This is a genomic window from Nonomuraea indica (assembly GCF_002850745.1).
Lineage (GTDB): Bacteria > Actinomycetota > Actinomycetes > Streptosporangiales > Streptosporangiaceae > Nonomuraea > Nonomuraea indica.
Map to the genome: position 1 here is coordinate 1 of NZ_KZ559481.1, position 16,809 is coordinate 16,809.

Consider the following 16,809-nt stretch of genomic DNA (forward strand, 5'->3'; position numbering starts at 1 on the left):
TTGCGCTCCACCTGCGTCTCGGTGATCTTACGGCCGAGGTCGTCGTAGGTCGCCTCGACACGGGCCCCGGTTGGGTCGACCGCCGCGAGCTGCTCGCCGGCCAGGTCGTACTCGGCCACCCAGCGCCCCGGAGTCTGGCCTTCCGGGGCGGGATCGGTGACGCGCACCTGCCGGCCCAGCTGGTCGTACTCGAACGTGCTCGTATACCCGCGCGGGTCGGTGGTAGCGGTCAGCAGACCAGCCAGATCGTAGGCATGCGAGACCTTGGGGGTGAGCGCGGTGCCGCCGGGCGGCGTGTACGCGGGGGCGCTCTTGCCGGTCAGCCGGCCGGCCTTGTCGAAGACCGACGTGATCGTGCGGCCTTCCGGATCGGTCTCGTGGGTACGGGCGCCGACCGTGTCGTACCCGAACCGGGCCGACGGACGGGCGGTGGCGGAGCTGCCGGCCTTGTCCACCTTGACCTCGGGACCGGTTGCCTCGACCAGGCGGCCGAGCGCGTCGTAACGCATGGTCGAGGTGAAGGCATCCTTGTCGGCTCCGGCGGCGTTGCCACGCGGATCAGTGGTGGCGACGGGCAGGCCTCGGTCGTCGTAGGTGGAGGTGGTGACGACGTCTTGGTCGCCGTTCTCCACAGTGGTCCGGGTGACCTGGTTGACCTTGTTGTAGGCGTACTCGGTCACCTCGGAACGGGTGGTGCCCCCACCGGTCAGCGTCTTCTTCAGCACGTTGCCGTTGGCGTCGTAGACGAACGCCGTCTTGCGGTTGAGCGTGCCCGGGTCGAACGTCTGCGAGGTCAGGCGGGCGGCGGCGTCGTAGACGAACTCCGTCGTGACCGTGCCGCCTTCCGTTACGGTGCCGCCAGCGGTCCCCAGCTTGGTCCGGTTGCCCGCCGCGTCGTAGGTGTTGTCTTCCAGCACGACGTCACCGGGTGTGGACGAGCCGTTCAGCTTGACGTCGTCGGCGATCTTCCTGGCCGGCAGGTTGTCGTTGAAGTACTCGTACGTCGTCTTGCGGCCCATCGCGTCCACCTGCGCCGCCAGCCGGCCGGCCGCGTCGTAGGAGTTGGACTCCAGGAGCACGTCCCTGGCCGGCTGCGGGTTGACCGGGCTGCCGGTCCACCCCTTCAGGGTGCGGGTGTGCAACTGGCCGCGCTCGGTGTAGCCGTTCTCGATCACCGTGCCGCGAGGGTCGGTCACCCGGACCAGTTGGCCTAGGGTGTTCCACGCCTGGCGGACCACGCCGCCCTCAGGGTCGGTGACGGTCTCCACCCGGCCGAGGGGGTCGTAGGTGTAGACGGTGGCGCGTTCGGCGTCGCCGCCGGTCAGGTCGGAGATCTTCTCGCTGAGCTTGTTGCCGTCGCCGTCGTAGGCGAACGTGGTCCGCTTGGTGTGCGTGACGTTGGTGATCTCGTTCTTCACGCCCGGCTCGGTCTGCGTCACCGGGCGGCTCAGACCGTCGTAGGTGAACGTCGTCTTGACGCCGTCGGGGTGGGCGTCCGACACCTGGGTCGAGGTGATCAGACGGCCGAGCGCGTCGTAGTCCAGCTTGGTGACCAGGCCCTCGGGGTCGGTCTGCTCGGCCAGGTCACCGGACGCGGTGTAGCGGTAGGTCCAGGCGTTGCCCCGCGCATCGGTCTTCGACGCCGGTAACCCCGCCGGGGTGGTGCCGTCGCCGATCGCGGCCTCGGTGCCGTCGGTGTAGCTCACGCCGGTGGAGCGGCCGGTCGGGAAGTCGGAGGTGGCGGGAGTCGTCTCCTTGGTCTGCTCGCCGTACTGGTTGTACTCCCAGCGGGTCGCGTAGGTGTTGTCCGTGCTGCTCGACGAACGTGCATCCCGGCGGACGAGCATCCGGTCGTTGCGCGGGTCGAACTCGTCATCCTTGTCCAGGTAGTACGAGGCATAGGTGACCTGGCAGCTACTGGACGTACGGCAGGTTCTGACGGACAGCGTGTTGCCCCGGTCATCGTTCCACTGGGTGACGACGTTGTTGTTGGGGTCGACGACCTCCGACAGGTAGCCGCCGGTGTCGTAGTCGTAGGTGGTCTTCTTGCCGAGCTGGTCGGTCTGGGACATCAGCCGGTAGCCGCGCCAAATGTCATGAACGGCTGTGGTCTTCTTGCTGTTGGGGTCGGTGACCTCGATGGTGGCGGTGCCGACAGCATGGTTGAAGATCGGGGCGCCGAGTTGCCAGGTGCCGCCGTCCTCGTCGGTGTGGGTCTTGATGCGCTCGGTGGAGGAGTCGTAGGTGTTGGTGGCCCAGACCCGCCCGGAGGGCAGTGTGATCTTCGTCAGCTGGTGGGGAGCCGTGGCCCGGGCGGCGTAGTGGCGTGCCACCTCGGCCGCCGACAGCGGCCGGTCATAGACGGCGACCTCGTCGATCGAGGCCGACAGCCCGCCGCCGCCGATGTCGAGGTCCTGCAGCCCGTCCAGGTCGAGCGGTGCGGTCAGCGTGCCGGCGACCTGTCCGTCCACGTACAGGGTCTGCACGTCGCCGCCGGCGGTCAGGACCACGTGATGCCACTGACCGTCCTTGACGGTCGCGCCACTGACGATCGGCGTGGAGGTCTGATGGAAAGACGCCGACAGCTTCCCGGTGGCCGTCACCTGCAACACCGGGTAGGCGTCTCCAACGGACCAGCCGTCCGTCTCCATGATCGTTCCGGTGCCGGTGGTCTTGACCCACGTCTCCACCGTGGCCCACGTGCCTACCCGGGTGAGAATGTCGGCGGGCAGGTTGATGTTGGCGATGGTGGAGGCGGTGATGTCCACGGCAGTGTCCGTGGTGCCCGCCAGCGCGCCGGGCTTGGCGAGGGCGACACCACTGTTGTAATGGGCGTCCTCCCCGGCCCAGCCGAGGCCCTTGGCCGTGGAGCCGGTGCTCTCACCGAGGCGCCAGTAGCCCATCGGATCGGAGTCCAGCACCATGCTGCGATACAGCGAGCCCGGAGCGTGCTCGTAGCTGGTGCAGCCCTCAACGGGGTTGCACACCTTCTCCAGCACGTCGCCGTTGTAGGTGTACGTCCAGCTCAACGCCTTGCCATCGACGGCGTCGGTCGAGACCGTGGTGACGTGGGAGCCCGTCCAGGCGAAGGTGAGCGACCGCCCGCCCGGCGCGCTGACCTTGGCCAGCTTGCCGTCTGCCCCATAGGTCAGCTCCTGGCTGCGACCCCGGTTGTCGGACACCTTGAGCAGACGTCCGTTGGCGTCGAACAGGTAGGAGGTGGATGCCTTGTCCATCAGCCGCCAGCCGTTGTCGGCGGTCTTGGCGAAGGTGGCGTGCATGCCCGGCGGCGGCTGGAAGCTCCCGTCGCTCTTCTTGGCGAAGCGCACCTGCCGACCGTCGGGGTAGGTGACCAGCACCGCTTCCTGCCCGCGCACGTTCTCCGGCACGATCCGCATGTCCCACCGGGTCGCCCAACCGGCGCCGAACGCGCCGTCTCGGCGCGGGTCCATGCTGTTGAACGACCGCACCACCGACAACGGCGGCCCCACGGTCGCCACCTGCGCGTCGGTGAACGTCGTGGTGTAGTTACCCGACTGCTGGTTGAACTCCTGGCCGTTAACGCCGCGGATCGACAGCTGCGAGGTGATCGTCGGCTGCCGTACCCCGAGCACGAAGTTGTACACCGGGGAAGACGCCCACTGACCACCGACGGTGGAGGCGTCATGAAGATGCACCTGCCACCAGTACTGGCGTCCCCAAGCCAGCGTGCCCTCCGGCACGGTCCATTCACGGGAGAGGCCACCGAAGCTGCCTGCATCATGTTTTACGCAGCCGGACATGGAAGGCGTACGGCAGATTTCGAAGCTGAAGCTCACCAAGCCGCCCGGCCAGGTGGTGGCCGCCGCCCGCAGTGTCGGCTGGACGGTCATCAACTGGGTGCCGTTCTCGGGAGACATCGACGTCAACGTTGGCGGCGGCGGTTTGGGACAGTCACCCACCAACACCCACCCGGAGATCACCGAGGGAGGAGCCTTGTTGAGATGCGCCGGATACTCGTATGGGGTTCGCCACACCTGCCTCTGATACGAGACGCTTGCGCCGGCTGCCACGTAGGTGCCCCACTGCCACGGCGGATACGACCCACACGGCGGCTCGGCCGCTGCAGTCGCAAGCGTCGCGGACGGACTCGGGCTCGGGCCGGGACTCGGCGCGACCGCCGGAGCCTTCCGACGCTCCCTGACCACACTGGAACGTTCCTCCTGCGGCAGGGCGTTCTTGGGCGGCTTCACCTCGCCCTTCGACGTCTCCGCCCCCTTCGTAGACCGCGTCGTATCAGTGGAAACCAGCGACGGCAAACGCGCAGCGGTCCCCCACATCTGCTTCGGAGTGTCCACCGCCCCTTGGGCCGCCGACGACACCTCCGCCACCGCCGCTAACGCCAATGCCCGTGGCTCCAGTGCCAACAACCCGGGAAGTAAAGCGACCAGGGTCAGCACGACAAGGCGAGACCGCAGACGTGCTGAACGAGCCCATGCCGAAAACCGGCGCATACGCCGTCACACTCCGAACCACGCTGGACGCCCGAAGGCGCCGGACGAAGCTCCATCTACTGAAACCAGAAACAAGGTTCCTGACTCGCGCAGTGCGGAGCATGTTGGCAAACGGGTAGAGCGTAACTTCGCGGAAATGGCCGGACAAGATCCAATCGCGTCACATAAGGACCACATAAGGTGATCGAATGGGCGGCTGACTTGATTCAGGCGTCCACCGGTTCGGGGTTGTGGGCGCGGAGGACGAGTTCGTCGTTCTCCACGTCGACACTGACCCGGCCGCCCTCGCTCACCTCGCCGGTCAGCACCATCGTGGACAGGCGGTTGTCCAGTTCGCGCTGGATCGTTCGCCGCAGCGGCCGGGCGCCGAACTCCGGCTGGTAGCTGCGGTCCGCCAGCCAGTCCACGGCCGCCGGGGAGACCTCCAGGTCCATGCCCTGCCCCCGGAGGCGCTGGCGGGTGCGGTCCAGGAGGAGTTCGACGATCTGGCGGAGCTGGTCGCGTTCGAGGCGTTTGAAGACGATCGTCTCGTCGATGCGGTTGAGCAGTTCGGGCGGCAGCGAGTGGCGCAGCAGGTCCATCAGGCGCTCCTCCAGGACCGCCGGGTCGTCGGAGTCGAGGATCAGCTGGGCGCCGATGTTGCTGGTCATGATGACGATGGTGTTGGTGAAGTCGACCGTGCGGCCCTGGCCGTCGGTCAGGCGGCCGTCGTCGAGCATCTGGAGCAGGATGTTCATCACGTCCGGGTGGGCCTTCTCGATCTCGTCGAGCAGCAGCACGCCGTGCGGGCGCCGCCGGACGGCTTCGGTGAGCTGCCCGGCCTCCTCGTACCCGACGTAGCCGGGAGGGGCGCCGATCAGGCGGGACACCGTGTGGCGCTCCTGGAACTCGCTCATGTCCACCCGGGTCATGTGGTCCTCGCCGCCGAACAGGGCCGCCGCCAGGGCGCGGGCCAGTTCGGTCTTGCCGACGCCGGTGGGGCCGAGGAACAGGAAGCTGCCGATGGGCCGGTGCGGGTCCGACAGGCCGGCCCGGGACCGGCGGACCGCCTCGGCGATGGCGGCGACGGCCTCCTCCTGGCCGACGACCCGCATGTGGAGGTGTTCCTCCAGCTGCATGAGGCGTTCGCGTTCCTGCGCGGTGAGCTGGCGCACCGGGATGCCGGTGCGGCGGGAGACGATCTCGGCGACGTCCTCGACCGTCACCTGTGGCACCTCGTCGCGGATCTGCCGGGCGCGCTGCAGCTCGGGCCGGAGCTTGTCGATCTGCGCCGTGACCTCCTTGGCCCGGTCGAAGTCGTCGGCGGAGACGGCCTGGTCCTTGTCACGGCGCAGCGCCTCCAGGCGTTCCTCCAGTTCCCGTACGTCGGTGCCGGGGGTGCGCGAGCGCAGCCGCACCCGGGCGGCCGCCTGGTCCATCAGGTCGATGGCCTTGTCGGGCAGGAACCGGTCGGCGACGTAGCGGTCGGACAGGGTCGCGGCGGCGTGCAGCGCCTCGTCGGTGATGCGGACCTGGTGGTGGGCCTCGTAGGCGTCGCGCAGGCCGCGCAGGATCTCGATCGTCTCCTCGACGGTCGGCTCGGCGACGAGGATCGGCTGGAAGCGGCGTTCGAGGGCGGCGTCCTTCTCGACGTTCTTGCGGTACTCGTCGATCGTGGTGGCGGCGATGACGTGCAGCTCGCCGCGGGCGAGGGCGGGTTTGAGGATGTTCGCGGCGTCCATGCCGCCCTCGGCGGAGCCGGCGCCGACGAGGGTGTGCATCTCGTCGATGAACACGATCGTCTCGTCGGCGTGCTCGCGCACCTCGTCGACGACCTTCTTCACGCGCTCCTCGAACTCGCCCCGGTACTTCGTCCCGGCCACCATCCCGGTCAGGTCGAGCGCGACGACCCGGCGGTCCTTGAGGGTGTCGGGGACGGTGCCGTTGACGATGCGCTGGGCGATGCCCTCGACGATGGCGGTCTTGCCGACGCCGGGCTCGCCGATGAGCGCGGGGTTGTTCTTGGTACGGCGTGACAGCACCTCCAGCGCCTGCTCGATCTCGTCCTCCCGGCCGACGACGGGGTCGAGCCGGCCCTGCCTGGCCTCCTCGGTCAGGTCACGGCCGAACTGGTCGAGCGACGGCGTGCCGCTCCGCGCCCGTTCCTGCCGCCCGCCCGCTCCGGTGGTCATGGCGCGCTGCAGGGCTTCGGCGGTGGCCCCCTGTTCCTGCAGCAGCCGGGCGGCGCCGGAGCCGGGATTGGCCGCGAGCGCGAGCAGCAGGTGCTCGGGGCCGATGTAGGAGGAGCCCGCGGCGCGGGAGATGCGCTGGGAGTCCAGCAGGGCCCGCTTGGCCGCCGGTGACAGCGCGGTGGGGGACCCGCCGGGCCGACCGGCCGGCTGGGCGCTCCGGCCGGCGGCGTCGAGGCGGTCGCGCAGCGTGCCCACGTCCACGCCGGCGGCCTCCAGCGTGGCGCGGGTCGGGTCGTACTCGGTCAGCGCGTCGAGCAGGTCGATGGCGTCGAGGTCGGTCGCGCCCCGGCGGCCGGCGATCTCCAGGGCGTTCGCGAGGACCGCGCGGGCGGGCTCGCTGAGCAACCGGCCGATGTCCACGCGCTGCACGCTGGGGCGTACGGGTGGCCAGGTGTCGCCGAACATCCGGCCGGTGAGCTCGTCGAACCGCCTGAACGGATCACTCGCAAAGAACGACATATCCGACATATCGGGATCCCCTCTCGACGCACCAGGGACCTTTGCCGGGGAGAGCGCAAGCCATAGCCAACGCCCGGCCGTCTAACCGCAAAATCGGTCAGGGGAGGGCGGCGATCGCGTCGTCGACCGGCGTGTCGCCGGACACCAGTTCCAGCACCAGCCCCAGGCCGGCCCGCTCCCGCAGGAGCGCGGCGATGACGGCGGCCACGTCGTCGCGCGGCACCCGCCCGCGCGGCACCTCCACGTCGAGCAGCACCTGCCCGGTGCCGGGGTCGTCGGTCAGGCCGCCGGGACGCAGGATCGTCCAGTCGAGCGGCCGCCGGGTCAGGTCGTGCTCGGCCTCCGTCTTGGCCGTGAGGTAGGCGGCCCACACCTCGTCGCTGCCGGGCTCCGGCGGGCGGCCCGCCCCCATGGAGGAGATCTGCACGAACCGCCGTACCCCGGCCCGCTCGGCCGCGTCGGCCAGCAGCACGGAGGCGGCGCGGTCGACGGTGTCCTTGCGGGCCACGCCGCTGCCCGGCCCGGCACCCGCCGCGAAGACGGCCGCGTCCGCGCCGCGCAGGATGTCGGCGACCTCCTCGACGCTCGCCCGTTCGAGGTCGCACAGCACCGCTCGGGCGCCGGTCGCCTCGACGTCCGCCACCTGGCCGGGGTCGCGGACCAGGCCGGTCGCGTCGCCGCCGAGGAGACGTTCGAGGCGCAGCGCGATCTTGCCGTGGCCGCCCGCGATGATGGTCCTCATGCGGCCATGGTGTCACGAGGCGCCGGCTTCCCCGCCGACCGGCCTCGGCCCGCCCGGGTTCGGCTGCGCGGGCTCGGCCCCTGGCGAGTTCAGCGGGACGGCAGCGCCTCCTCCACGTACCGGACGATGCGCGCCGCCTGGCGCCCGTCGGGGTCGAGGTCCGGGTTGTAGATGGTCAGCGACCAGCCCGTACAGCCGGGCCGGCGCAGCGCGAGCGCGGTGAGCTCGGTGAGCTCCGCCCAGGTCAGCCCGCCGGGCTGCGGGTAGTCCACGGCGGCCAGCTCGCCGGTGGCGAGGACGTCGAGGTCGACGTGCAGCCACCACCGGGGCGCGGACCTCTCGACGGTGGCCGCGGCGTCGGCCACCGACTCGGCGACGCGCCCGGCCAGCTCCCGGTCGGTGGCGAACCACAGGGAGCCGCGCAGCGAGGCGACCTGGTGCTCCAGCAGGTCGGCGCCGTCGCGCGGGCCGAGCAGCGCGGTCGCCTCGGCGCGCAGCAGGGGCGCCGGGCCGGGCACGACCCCCGAGGGCAGGGAGGCGGCGGCGGTGACGCCGAGGGCCAGGCCGAGCTCGCAGTCGGCGGCCTCGCCCGTGGTCGAGGCGGCGGGCGGCCAGGCGTCCTCGTGGCCGTCCACGAACAGCAGCCCGGCGGCGCCGTGGACGTCCCGGCAGGCGGCCAGCGCGCCGAGCAGCACCGGGCAGTCGCCGCCGACGAGCAGCGGGAAGGCGCCGCCGGCCAGGGCGGCCGCCACCTTCCGGCGGACGCCGCCGACCATGGCCGCCAGAGCCCGCTCGGCCAGCAGCCCCGACGCGCCCCGCTCCGGCACCGCCTCGCCGAAGGCGACGTCACCGGAGTCGCGGACGTCGTGCCGGGCGGCGACCGCGGCGACCAGGCCCGCGCGGCGCAGGGCTCCCGGCGCCCGGGCGACGCCGTCGCCGCGCCCCGCGGAGTTGAACCCGGCTCCCACGACCTCGATCACCGTCATCCCCCGCCCCTACCCTGCCGCCGCGGCCGCGACGCCCCCGCCAGGCCCGCCACGGGGCCCGCGACCGGCCGCGACCGGTCGGCGACCGTCATGGGAGGGGCCCGTATCGTGGCGCGGGGCAGCACCCCGGCACGTCCAAGGAGATCCGATGACCGCATTCCCGCAGGCGCCCGCGCCGGCCTTCCTGTTCGACCTCGACGGCACGCTGATCGACAGCGTCTACCAGCACGTGATCGCCTGGCGCCAGGCCCTGTCCGGGATGGGCATCGACCTGTCGGTGTGGCGCATCCACCGGCGCATCGGCATGAGCGGCGGCCTGTTCGTCAACGCGCTGCTGCGCGAGACCGGGCTGAAGCTCACCCAGCAGCAGATCGACGAGCTGCAGGTCGCCCACGCCGACGCCTACCTGGAGCACAGCGAGTCGGTCCGGCCGCTGCCCGGTTCCCCCGAGCTGCTGGCCGAGCTGACCTCGCGCGGCGTCCCGTGGGCGATCGCGACCAGCGGCTACGCTCGTACGGCGCGGCTGTCGCTGGGCCTGCTGGGGCTGCCGGAGGACACGCCGATGGTGACCCGTGACCTGGTGCGCCGCGCCAAGCCGGACCCCGACCTGTTCCTCGCCGGCGCAGCGCTGCTGGACGTGGACCCGCGGCACGCGATGGTGGTGGGCGACAGCGTGTGGGACCTGCTCGCCGCCCGTCGAGCGGGCGCGCTGGGCATCGGGCTGCTGTCGGGCGGGTACGGCAGGGACGAGCTCGAACGTTCGGGCGCGTTCCGGGTGTACGCCGACCCGGCGGACATGCTGGACCGGCTCGACGAGCTGGGGGTACGCCAGAGCGACTGAGGCGCGGGGAATATCCTGCCGAACCGGCGAGGCTGCACGGTGCGTATCTCCTGAGGAGGATCTGAGATGGACTTGGCGGACATCGGCGTCACCGGACTGGCGACCATGGGACGCAATCTGGCCCGCAACCTGGCGAGGCACGGCTACGCGGTCGCGGTCCACAACCGCTCGGCGGGCCGTACGCAGCAGCTGGTGAAGGAGTTCGGCGGCGAGGGCACGTTCCTGCCGTCGGAGGAGCTGGCGGACTTCGTCGCGTCGCTGAAGCGGCCACGACGCGCGATCATCATGGTGAAGGCGGGTGCGGGCACCGACGCCGTCATCGACCAGCTCGCCGAGCTGATGGAGCCGGGCGACATGATCGTCGACGGCGGCAACGCGCACTTCGCCGACACCCGGCGCCGTGAGGCCGCGCTGCGCGAGAAGGGCCTGCACTTCGTCGGCGCCGGCATCTCCGGCGGCGAGGAGGGCGCGCTGAACGGCCCGAGCATCATGCCGGGCGGCTCGGCGGAGTCGTGGGAGGCGCTCGGCCCGATCCTGCAGGACATCTCCGCAAAGGTCGACGGCGTGCCGTGCGCGGTGCACGTGGGCCCCGACGGCGCCGGGCACTTCGTGAAGATGGTGCACAACGGCATCGAGTACTCCGACATGCAGCTCATCGCCGAGGCGTACGACCTGCTGCGGCAGGCGCTGGGCGCGGCACCCGCGGAGCTCGCGGAGGTGTTTCGCGAGTGGAACAAGGGCGAGCTCGACTCCTACCTGATCGAGATCACCGCCGAGGTGCTCGACCAGGTGGACGCGGCGACCGGCCGGCCGTTCGTGGACGTGGTGGTCGACCAGGCCGAGCAGAAGGGCACCGGCCGCTGGACCGTGCAGAGCGCGCTCGACCTGGGCGTGCCGGTGACGGGCATCGCCGAGGCGGTCTTCGCCCGTGCCCTGTCGGGTCACCCCGAGCAGCGCGCCGCCGCGGCGGGCCTGCGGGGACCGAAGCTGTCGGGCGTGGGCGGACGCGAGCTGATCGAGGACGTGCGGCAGGCGCTGTACGCCTCGAAGATCGTCGCCTACGCGCAGGGCTTCGACCAGATGGCCGCCGCCTCCAAGGAGTACGGCTGGGACCTCGACCTGGGCGCCATGGCGACGATTTGGCGGGGCGGGTGCATCATCCGGGCCAAGTTCCTGGACCGGATCCGCGCCGCGTACGACGCCGACCCCGCCCTTCCGACGCTGCTGGCCGACCCGACGTTCGCCGCGGCGCTCGACGTGGCGCAGGACGCCTGGCGGCGGGTGGTGACGACGGCGGTGCGGATCGGCGTGCCGACGCCCGGCTTCTCCTCGGCGCTGGCCTACTACGACGGGCTGCGGCGCGACCGGCTCCCGGCCGCGCTGGTGCAGGGGCTGCGCGACTACTTCGGCGCGCACACCTACCACCGGGTCGACCGGGAGGGCGCCTTCCACACCGACTGGTCCGGCGACCGCGCCGAGCGGCCCGTCTGACGCTCCCGGCCCGCCCCTCGGATCCTCCCCGGCCTGCCCGTCGTCGCGGGCAGGCCGATCCGCCTCCCGTCCCCGCGCCCGGACGGGGGCCGTCTTCCGCCCGGTCAGAACGCCAGGGGCTCGTCGGCGAGGAACGGCGGAGCGGGGTCGTACTGCAGGTAGCGGCGGACCGCGCGGGCGTGCTCGCGGCCGTGCAGGCGGCCGACCAGCCACAGCGCGCTGTCGATCCCCGCCGAGACGCCCTGGCTGCTGACCAGCTTGCCGTCCACCACGTAGCGGGCGTCACGGACCACCGTGACGTCGCCGCGCGCCTCCAGGGTGTCCTCGTAGTTCCAGTGCGTGGCCATGCGGCGGCCGCGTCCCGGGCCCGCCGCGTGGGTGAGGATCGCGCCGGTGCACACGCTGCTCACCCAGGTCGCCCGTTCGGCGGTCCTGGCGATCCAGTCCGTCGCCACCTTGTTGTGGATCTGCACCTCGCGGGCGCCGCGACCGCCGGGGATCAGCAGCACGTCCAGCGGCGGGTGGTCGTCGAACGTGTGGTCCGGCAGGACGCGCAGGCCCTTGCTGCACCGCACCGGATCGGGGCGCTCGGCGATGAGGACCGCCCGGTCGGCGTCGTCGCGCAGCATCGCCGAGCAGGTGAACACCTCCCAGGGACCGGCGACGTCCAGCTCCTCGGCGATGTCGAAGATCATCAGTCCGTACGTGGTCACAGATACTCCTTGGTGGATCGGAAACGGTCCCGGTAGTCGGACGGCGCGATGCCGAACCGCCGGTGGAACGTGCGGCGCAGGGTCTCGGCGGTGCCGAAGCCGTAGCGGCGCGCGATGGTCTCGACCGGGTCGTCGCTCTCGGCCAGCGCCCGCTGGGCCGCCTCGACCCGCACCCGCTCGACGTAGGCGGAGGGTGGGGTGCCCACCTCGGCGGTGAAGCGGCGCTGCAGGTGACGGGGGCTCAGCCCGGCGTGCCGGGCGAGGTCGAGGATGCCGTGCGACGCCCCGGGATCGCCGTGGATGGCCCGGACGGCGGCGCGGATCGGGTCGGTCGACGGCTGCCCCGACCACAGCGCCACGCTGAACTGCGACTGGTCGCCCGGCCTGCGCAGGAAGAGCACCATGTAACGGGCCACCGACAGCGCGACCTCCTGCCCGAGGTCGTCCTCCACGAGGGCGAGTGCCAGGTCCATCCCGGCGGTCACGCCGGCCGACGACCACACGTTCCCGTCGCGGATGAAGATGGGGTTCCGGTCGACCCGTACGGTGGGGTGCGTCTCGGCGAGTTCGGTGGCCCGCGCCCAGTGCGTGGTGATCCTCCGGCCCTCGGCGAGCCCGGCCGCGGCGAGCAGGAACGCCCCGCTGCAGACCGAGGCGACCCGTCGCGCTCCCGCTCCGGCGGCCGCCACCCACCGCACCAGGTCGGGGTCGTGCCGGGCCTGGTCGACGCCGCGGCCACCGGCGAGCACGAGCGTGTCGACGCTGTCCGGGGCGAGGTCCGCGACGCCGAACCCGGCGTGGACCGGCAGGCCGCTGGACGAGCGCACCGACCCGGGCCGGGGCGCGACGAGGTCGCACGCGTAGCCGCCCTTCACCCGGCCCGCGTACTGGAACACCTCGTACGGGCCCACCAGGTCGAGCGACTGGAACCCGTCATAGACGACGAAGACGACACGGCGTTGTTGCACGTCTCCAGCCTGCGGAAAGTCGGCTCGTGGCGTCAACGACACGTATCCCACACATCGCGCCACGGGCGGCCAGGACGGCTGGACGTGATCGGCCCCGCCCGGCGCGAGGCCGGACGGGGCCGAACGCCGGACGGAGCCGAACGCCGGACGGAGCCGAACGCCGGACGGAGCCGAACGCCGGACGGAGTCGGACGTGGCGGCGCGCCGGGGCGAGCGCCGGGCGGGCGCTCCGGTCAGGCGGACACGCAGAACGGGTGGCCCTCCGGGTCGGTGAACACGACCCACGAGCCCTCGCCCGGCTGGAAGTCCGGCACGGAGGCGCCGAGGGCCGTCAGCTCCGCCCGCGCGGCGTCGAGATCGTCCGCCTGCAGCTCCAGGTGGACGTGGGCGCCGCCGGCCGGCCAGGCCGGGCGGCGGTAGCCGTCCACCCGCTGGAAGCCGAGCGAGACGGCGCCACCCTGGACGGAGGCGTAGTCGGGGTCGTTCTGCGTGACCTTGCCGCCGGTGGCCTTGGCGTAGAAGGCGGCGAGCGCGGCCGGGTCGGCGCTGTCGATCGTGATCGCGGTGATGGTCGTCGTCATGCGGACAGCGTGCCCGCCGGTGCGGCCACGGGTCTTGAACATCCTTGCGCCGCGGTTCTGTCGTAGCCGGCGCGTAACGTGCGGCAGGTGCGTTCCGCTGTACGTGTCTGCGCCGGGCCGGGGTTCGTTCTCGATTCGGTGACCTGTGTCGACGACCATCGCGGGTGGTCGCCGGTCGAGGCGGGCTCGGCCCACCGGCTGGTGCTGGTGCGCCGGGGCCGTTTCCGGCGCCTGGCCGACGGGCGCTCGTCGCTGGTCGATCCCGCGTACGGCTACCTGTCGGCCCCGGGTGAGGAGGAGCGGTTCGCGCACCCGGCGGGGGGCGACGTGTGCACGTCGGTGCGCCTGTCGGCCGGGCTGTGGCGCAGGCTCGCCGGGGAGGGCACGCGCCCGTCCCGGCCGGGCTTCTACGTGGACGCGCGCCTGGAGCTGGCCCACCGTCGGCTCCTGGCGGCGGCGCGGTCCGGCGACGCCGCGTTCGGGCTCGCCGAGGCGCTGCTGCCGCTGCTGTCCGGCGCCCTGCGCCAGGTGGCCGGACGGGTGCCGCGCGAAGCCGCCGGTGACGTCGCGCGGCGTGCGACGTCACCGGCCGCGATCGTCGACGCGGCCCGGGAGGCCATCGCCTGCGACCACGAGGCGGCGGGTGGCCTCGTGCCGCTGGCGGAGCTGCTCGGAGTCTCCCCCTACCAGCTCAGCAGGGCGTTCACCCGCGAGCTGGGCGTCTCGCTCACCCACTACCGCAACCGGGTCCGCGTCGGGCGGGCGCTCGACCGGCTGGAGCGCGGCGAGCCCGGCCTGGCGCGGCTGGCTGCCGAACTGGGTTTCGCCGACCAGGCCCACCTGACCCGGACCGTCCGCCGCCATGCCGGTCACACCCCGACGGCCATGCGCCGCCTGCTGGCCCGGCCGCACGACTGAGGGCGGCCGGGCGGGTCCCGTAGGATCGGCGAGTGCGTGATCCAGGTGAGGACCCCCGGCCGGCCCGAGGCGCCGTGCGTGAGATCCGGTCGACGGCCCAGGCGGCGACGCTGGCCTACTCCCCCGACCTCGACGGCCTGGCCGACCCGGGCGAGATCGTCTGGGCGTGGGTGCCGTACGAGGAGGACCCGGCGCGCGGCAAGGACCGGCCGCTGCTGATCGTGGGCCGCAGTGGGCGGCGGCTGCTCGGCATGATGCTGTCCAGCCGCGGGGGTGACGGTCCCGGCTGGCTGGAGATCGGCGCGTGGGGCCGCGACGGCAAGGTGTCCCACCTGCGGCTGGACCGGGTGTTCGTGCTGGACGAGACCGACATCAGACGTGAGGGCGCCGTGCTGGATCCTCGCCGGTTCGCCGCGGTGGCAGCGCACCTGACGCGGCTGCACGGCTGGACGGCCGGCTGATCAGGGCGAGGACCAGTGCGACGGCCACGAGCGCCACGCTGACCCACAGTGGCCCGCGGAACCCGAGGCCCGCGCCGATGGCGGCCCCGCCGGCCCACGGCCCCACGGTGGCGCCGACGTTGAGCGCCGCCGTGGCGAACGCGCCGGCGAGCGTGGGCGCGCCCGCCGCGGCGTAGAGCGCCTGCGCGATCAGCGTCGAGCCGACCCCGAACGACAGGGCGCCCTGGACGAACGCCAGGACGCAGGTCACGACCGGGTTCCCCGCCGCGAACGCCAGCGTGACCCAGCCCAGCAGCAGCGCCACGCCGCCGATCGCGAGGACCCGGCCGGGCCACCGGTCGGACAGCCGCCCGGCCACCGTGACGCCGGCGAAGGACCCGGCCCCGAACAGCGCCAGCACCACCGGCACCGCGTGCGCTCCGAGCCCGGTCACGGCGGTGACGAGCGGCGCGAGGTAGGTGAACGCGCAGAACGTCGCGCCGTTGACCAGCGCGCCGAGCAGCAGGACGGCCAGCAGCCGGCGGTCGCGCAGCGCCCGCGCCTCCCCTCGCACGCCGCCACCGAAGGCCCCGCGACCGGAGGCCCCGCCACCGGAGGCGCCGGAACCGGAGGCGCCGGAACCTGCAGCGCCGGGACCAGAGACACCAGGACCGGAGGCACCAGGACCAGAGGCATCAGGGCCGGAGGCACCGTCCGCGCCGCCGGTGGGGCCGATGTGGCCCGGCGGGACCGAGCGGCTCGGCGGCAGAGAGCGGTCAGGCGGGATCGAGCGGACGATGGCGACGAGGGCGGGCACGCAGATCAGCGCGACCGCCCAGAACGCCGACCGCCACCCCCACACCTGCCCGAGCAGCGCGCCGGCCGGCACCCCGGCGACGCACGCGACGGTGACGCCGCCCAGCAGGACGGACGTGGCGCGGCCCTTGGCGTCCGGCGCGACCATTCCGGCCGCCGTCGCCACCGCGACCGCCAGGAACCCGGCGCCCGCCAGCGCGCCGGCGGCGCGCGTGGCCAGCAGCACCCCGAAGCTGGTGGTGACCGCGCCGACGACGTGCACGAGCAGGAACGCGGACAGGAAGGTCAGCAGCGCCCGGCGGCGCGACCAGCGCAGCGCCATGACGGCCATGAGGGGCGCGCCGACGACCATGCCGGCCGCGTAGGCGGAGGTGAGCGCACCGGCGGCGGGGACGGACACGCGCAGGTCGTGGGCGATGTCCGGCACCAGGCCGGACAGCATGAACTCGGACGTGCCCTGGGCGAAGACGGCCAGGGCGAGCAGGTAGAGGGCGAAAGGCACAGCAGGACTCCGCAACCACGTCGTGGATCGACGTCATGGATCGACGAGGAGCGGCGGACCGTGGCACCGGCTGCAGGGGCACGGGCAGCGGACGTCCCGGGCGATGGGCCGGGGACGCCGGCCAGGAGAGCACCTGCCGGCCGGAGGCGCGGCCGCCGCGCGGCCCACCGCCGTCACGGACGCACCCGGGTGCCCGCTCGTCCGGGCCACGCTGACGCGGGACGGACGCGGTCATGGGTGCGGGACGCACGGTCGAGGCCGGGCACAACCCGCGCGGACGTTCCGGTGGCACGGTCGCGGAGCCGGCGCCCACCAGGGCGCGGCTTGATCAGCGCGACGACATGAGAGGCCACCGGACGACCGGTGGCCGGCGTCTTGACGCCTCCGGGCTCGACATGGTCCCGCACTCTACCGACCCGGCGCGCCGGACGTCCACGCGTTTCGCGCCCAACGGTCCCCTGCCCCGCACGGGTACCCGGCGGTCCGGCACAGGTTCCCGATGATTGGGGTCCCCGGTGGTGGGGGTGCCCATGCGGATGCCCGGGGGGTGGCCGGTGGTGGGGGTGGCCGGTGGGGGGGTGGCCGCAGGCGGGGGTCGCCGCAGGCGGGGGGCGCCGCAGGCGGGGGG

At 72.7% G+C, this 16,809-nt stretch carries 13 protein-coding genes; 5 read left to right on the plus strand and 8 right to left on the minus strand.

Annotated features, from left to right (window positions below; genetic code table 11):
* A partial coding sequence (locus CXR44_RS30975) for a LamG-like jellyroll fold domain-containing protein (RefSeq protein WP_245899600.1) occupies nt 1-3,626 on the minus strand: 3,626 nt, incomplete at its 3' end.
* 154 nt (nt 3,627-3,780) lie between these two features.
* On the opposite strand from CXR44_RS30975, the gene CXR44_RS39765 reads away from it, so the two are divergent.
* Nucleotides 3,781-4,026 carry a hypothetical protein gene (locus tag CXR44_RS39765; RefSeq protein ID WP_180903785.1) on the plus strand — a complete coding sequence of 82 codons (246 nt, stop codon included), beginning with the start codon at nt 3,781-3,783 and terminating at the stop codon, nt 4,024-4,026.
* 673 nt (nt 4,027-4,699) lie between these two features.
* On the opposite strand, the gene CXR44_RS30980 is transcribed toward CXR44_RS39765, so the two are convergent.
* From CXR44_RS30980 to CXR44_RS30990, 3 genes are all read right to left on the minus strand, one after another.
* A complete protein-coding gene (locus tag CXR44_RS30980; protein ID WP_101789698.1) occupies nt 4,700-7,192 on the minus strand; it encodes an ATP-dependent Clp protease ATP-binding subunit in 2,493 nt (830 codons plus the stop codon).
* An 88-nt stretch (nt 7,193-7,280) separates the two neighbouring features.
* Nucleotides 7,281-7,925: an NAD(P)H-binding protein gene (locus tag CXR44_RS30985; protein ID WP_101789699.1), complete on the minus strand. Its 645-nt coding sequence runs from the start codon at nt 7,923-7,925 to the stop codon at nt 7,281-7,283.
* An 89-nt stretch (nt 7,926-8,014) separates the two neighbouring features.
* Entirely contained in the window at nt 8,015-8,911 is an 897-nt protein-coding gene (locus CXR44_RS30990; RefSeq protein ID WP_101789700.1) for an arginase family protein, read from the minus strand.
* Between the two features lie 148 nt (nt 8,912-9,059).
* On the opposite strand from CXR44_RS30990, the gene CXR44_RS30995 reads away from it, so the two are divergent.
* Both CXR44_RS30995 and gndA read left to right on the plus strand, forming a co-directional pair.
* Nucleotides 9,060-9,752, plus strand: a complete 693-nt coding sequence (locus CXR44_RS30995; RefSeq protein WP_101789701.1) for an HAD family hydrolase — start codon at nt 9,060-9,062, stop codon at nt 9,750-9,752.
* Nucleotides 9,753-9,818: 66 nt separating this feature from the next.
* A complete protein-coding gene (gene gndA, locus CXR44_RS31000; RefSeq protein ID WP_101789702.1) occupies nt 9,819-11,243 on the plus strand; it encodes an NADP-dependent phosphogluconate dehydrogenase in 1,425 nt (474 codons plus the stop codon).
* Nucleotides 11,244-11,347: 104 nt separating this feature from the next.
* Here gndA and CXR44_RS31005 read toward each other — a convergent pair whose 3' ends face one another.
* The 3 genes from CXR44_RS31005 to CXR44_RS31015 form a co-directional block, all read right to left on the minus strand.
* The gene (locus CXR44_RS31005) at nt 11,348-11,956 is read right to left on the minus strand and encodes a DJ-1/PfpI family protein (protein ID WP_101789703.1); all 609 of its coding nucleotides are present in this window, start codon (nt 11,954-11,956) and stop codon (nt 11,348-11,350) included.
* Nucleotides 11,953-12,924 carry a GlxA family transcriptional regulator gene (locus tag CXR44_RS31010; protein ID WP_101789704.1) on the minus strand — a complete coding sequence of 324 codons (972 nt, stop codon included), beginning with the start codon at nt 12,922-12,924 and terminating at the stop codon, nt 11,953-11,955. Before CXR44_RS31010 ends, CXR44_RS31005 begins: the two co-directional genes overlap by 4 nt.
* Before the next feature lie 233 nt (nt 12,925-13,157).
* Entirely contained in the window at nt 13,158-13,505 is a 348-nt protein-coding gene (locus CXR44_RS31015; RefSeq protein ID WP_101789811.1) for a VOC family protein, read from the minus strand.
* A gap of 87 nt (nt 13,506-13,592) precedes the next feature.
* On the opposite strand from CXR44_RS31015, the gene CXR44_RS31020 reads away from it, so the two are divergent.
* Nucleotides 13,593-14,423 (plus strand): helix-turn-helix domain-containing protein, encoded by an 831-nt coding sequence (locus CXR44_RS31020; RefSeq protein ID WP_101789705.1) that lies wholly within the window; start codon nt 13,593-13,595, stop codon nt 14,421-14,423.
* Nucleotides 14,424-14,455: 32 nt separating this feature from the next.
* Nucleotides 14,456-14,884, plus strand: a complete 429-nt coding sequence (locus CXR44_RS31025; protein WP_101789706.1) for a type II toxin-antitoxin system PemK/MazF family toxin — start codon at nt 14,456-14,458, stop codon at nt 14,882-14,884.
* On the opposite strand, the gene CXR44_RS31030 is transcribed toward CXR44_RS31025, so the two are convergent.
* Nucleotides 14,796-16,181 (minus strand): MFS transporter, encoded by a 1,386-nt coding sequence (locus CXR44_RS31030; protein WP_101789707.1) that lies wholly within the window; start codon nt 16,179-16,181, stop codon nt 14,796-14,798. The two genes, CXR44_RS31025 and CXR44_RS31030, sit on opposite strands and share 89 nt — an antisense overlap.
* Nucleotides 16,182-16,809 lie beyond the last annotated feature (628 nt).

Bases quoted from the DNA above. Each gene is read 5' to 3' on its own strand.
- CXR44_RS39765 (WP_180903785.1), top strand. From the start codon at position 3,781: ATGGAAGGCGTACGGCAGATTTCGAAGCTGAAGCTCACCAAGCCGCCC.
- CXR44_RS30980 (WP_101789698.1), bottom strand. From the start codon at position 7,192: ATGTCGGATATGTCGTTCTTTGCGAGTGATCCGTTCAGGCGGTTCGAC.
- CXR44_RS30985 (WP_101789699.1), bottom strand. From the start codon at position 7,925: ATGAGGACCATCATCGCGGGCGGCCACGGCAAGATCGCGCTGCGCCTC.
- CXR44_RS30990 (WP_101789700.1), bottom strand. From the start codon at position 8,911: ATGACGGTGATCGAGGTCGTGGGAGCCGGGTTCAACTCCGCGGGGCGC.
- CXR44_RS30995 (WP_101789701.1), top strand. From the start codon at position 9,060: ATGACCGCATTCCCGCAGGCGCCCGCGCCGGCCTTCCTGTTCGACCTC.
- gndA (WP_101789702.1), top strand. From the start codon at position 9,819: ATGGACTTGGCGGACATCGGCGTCACCGGACTGGCGACCATGGGACGC.
- CXR44_RS31015 (WP_101789811.1), bottom strand. From the start codon at position 13,505: ATGACGACGACCATCACCGCGATCACGATCGACAGCGCCGACCCGGCC.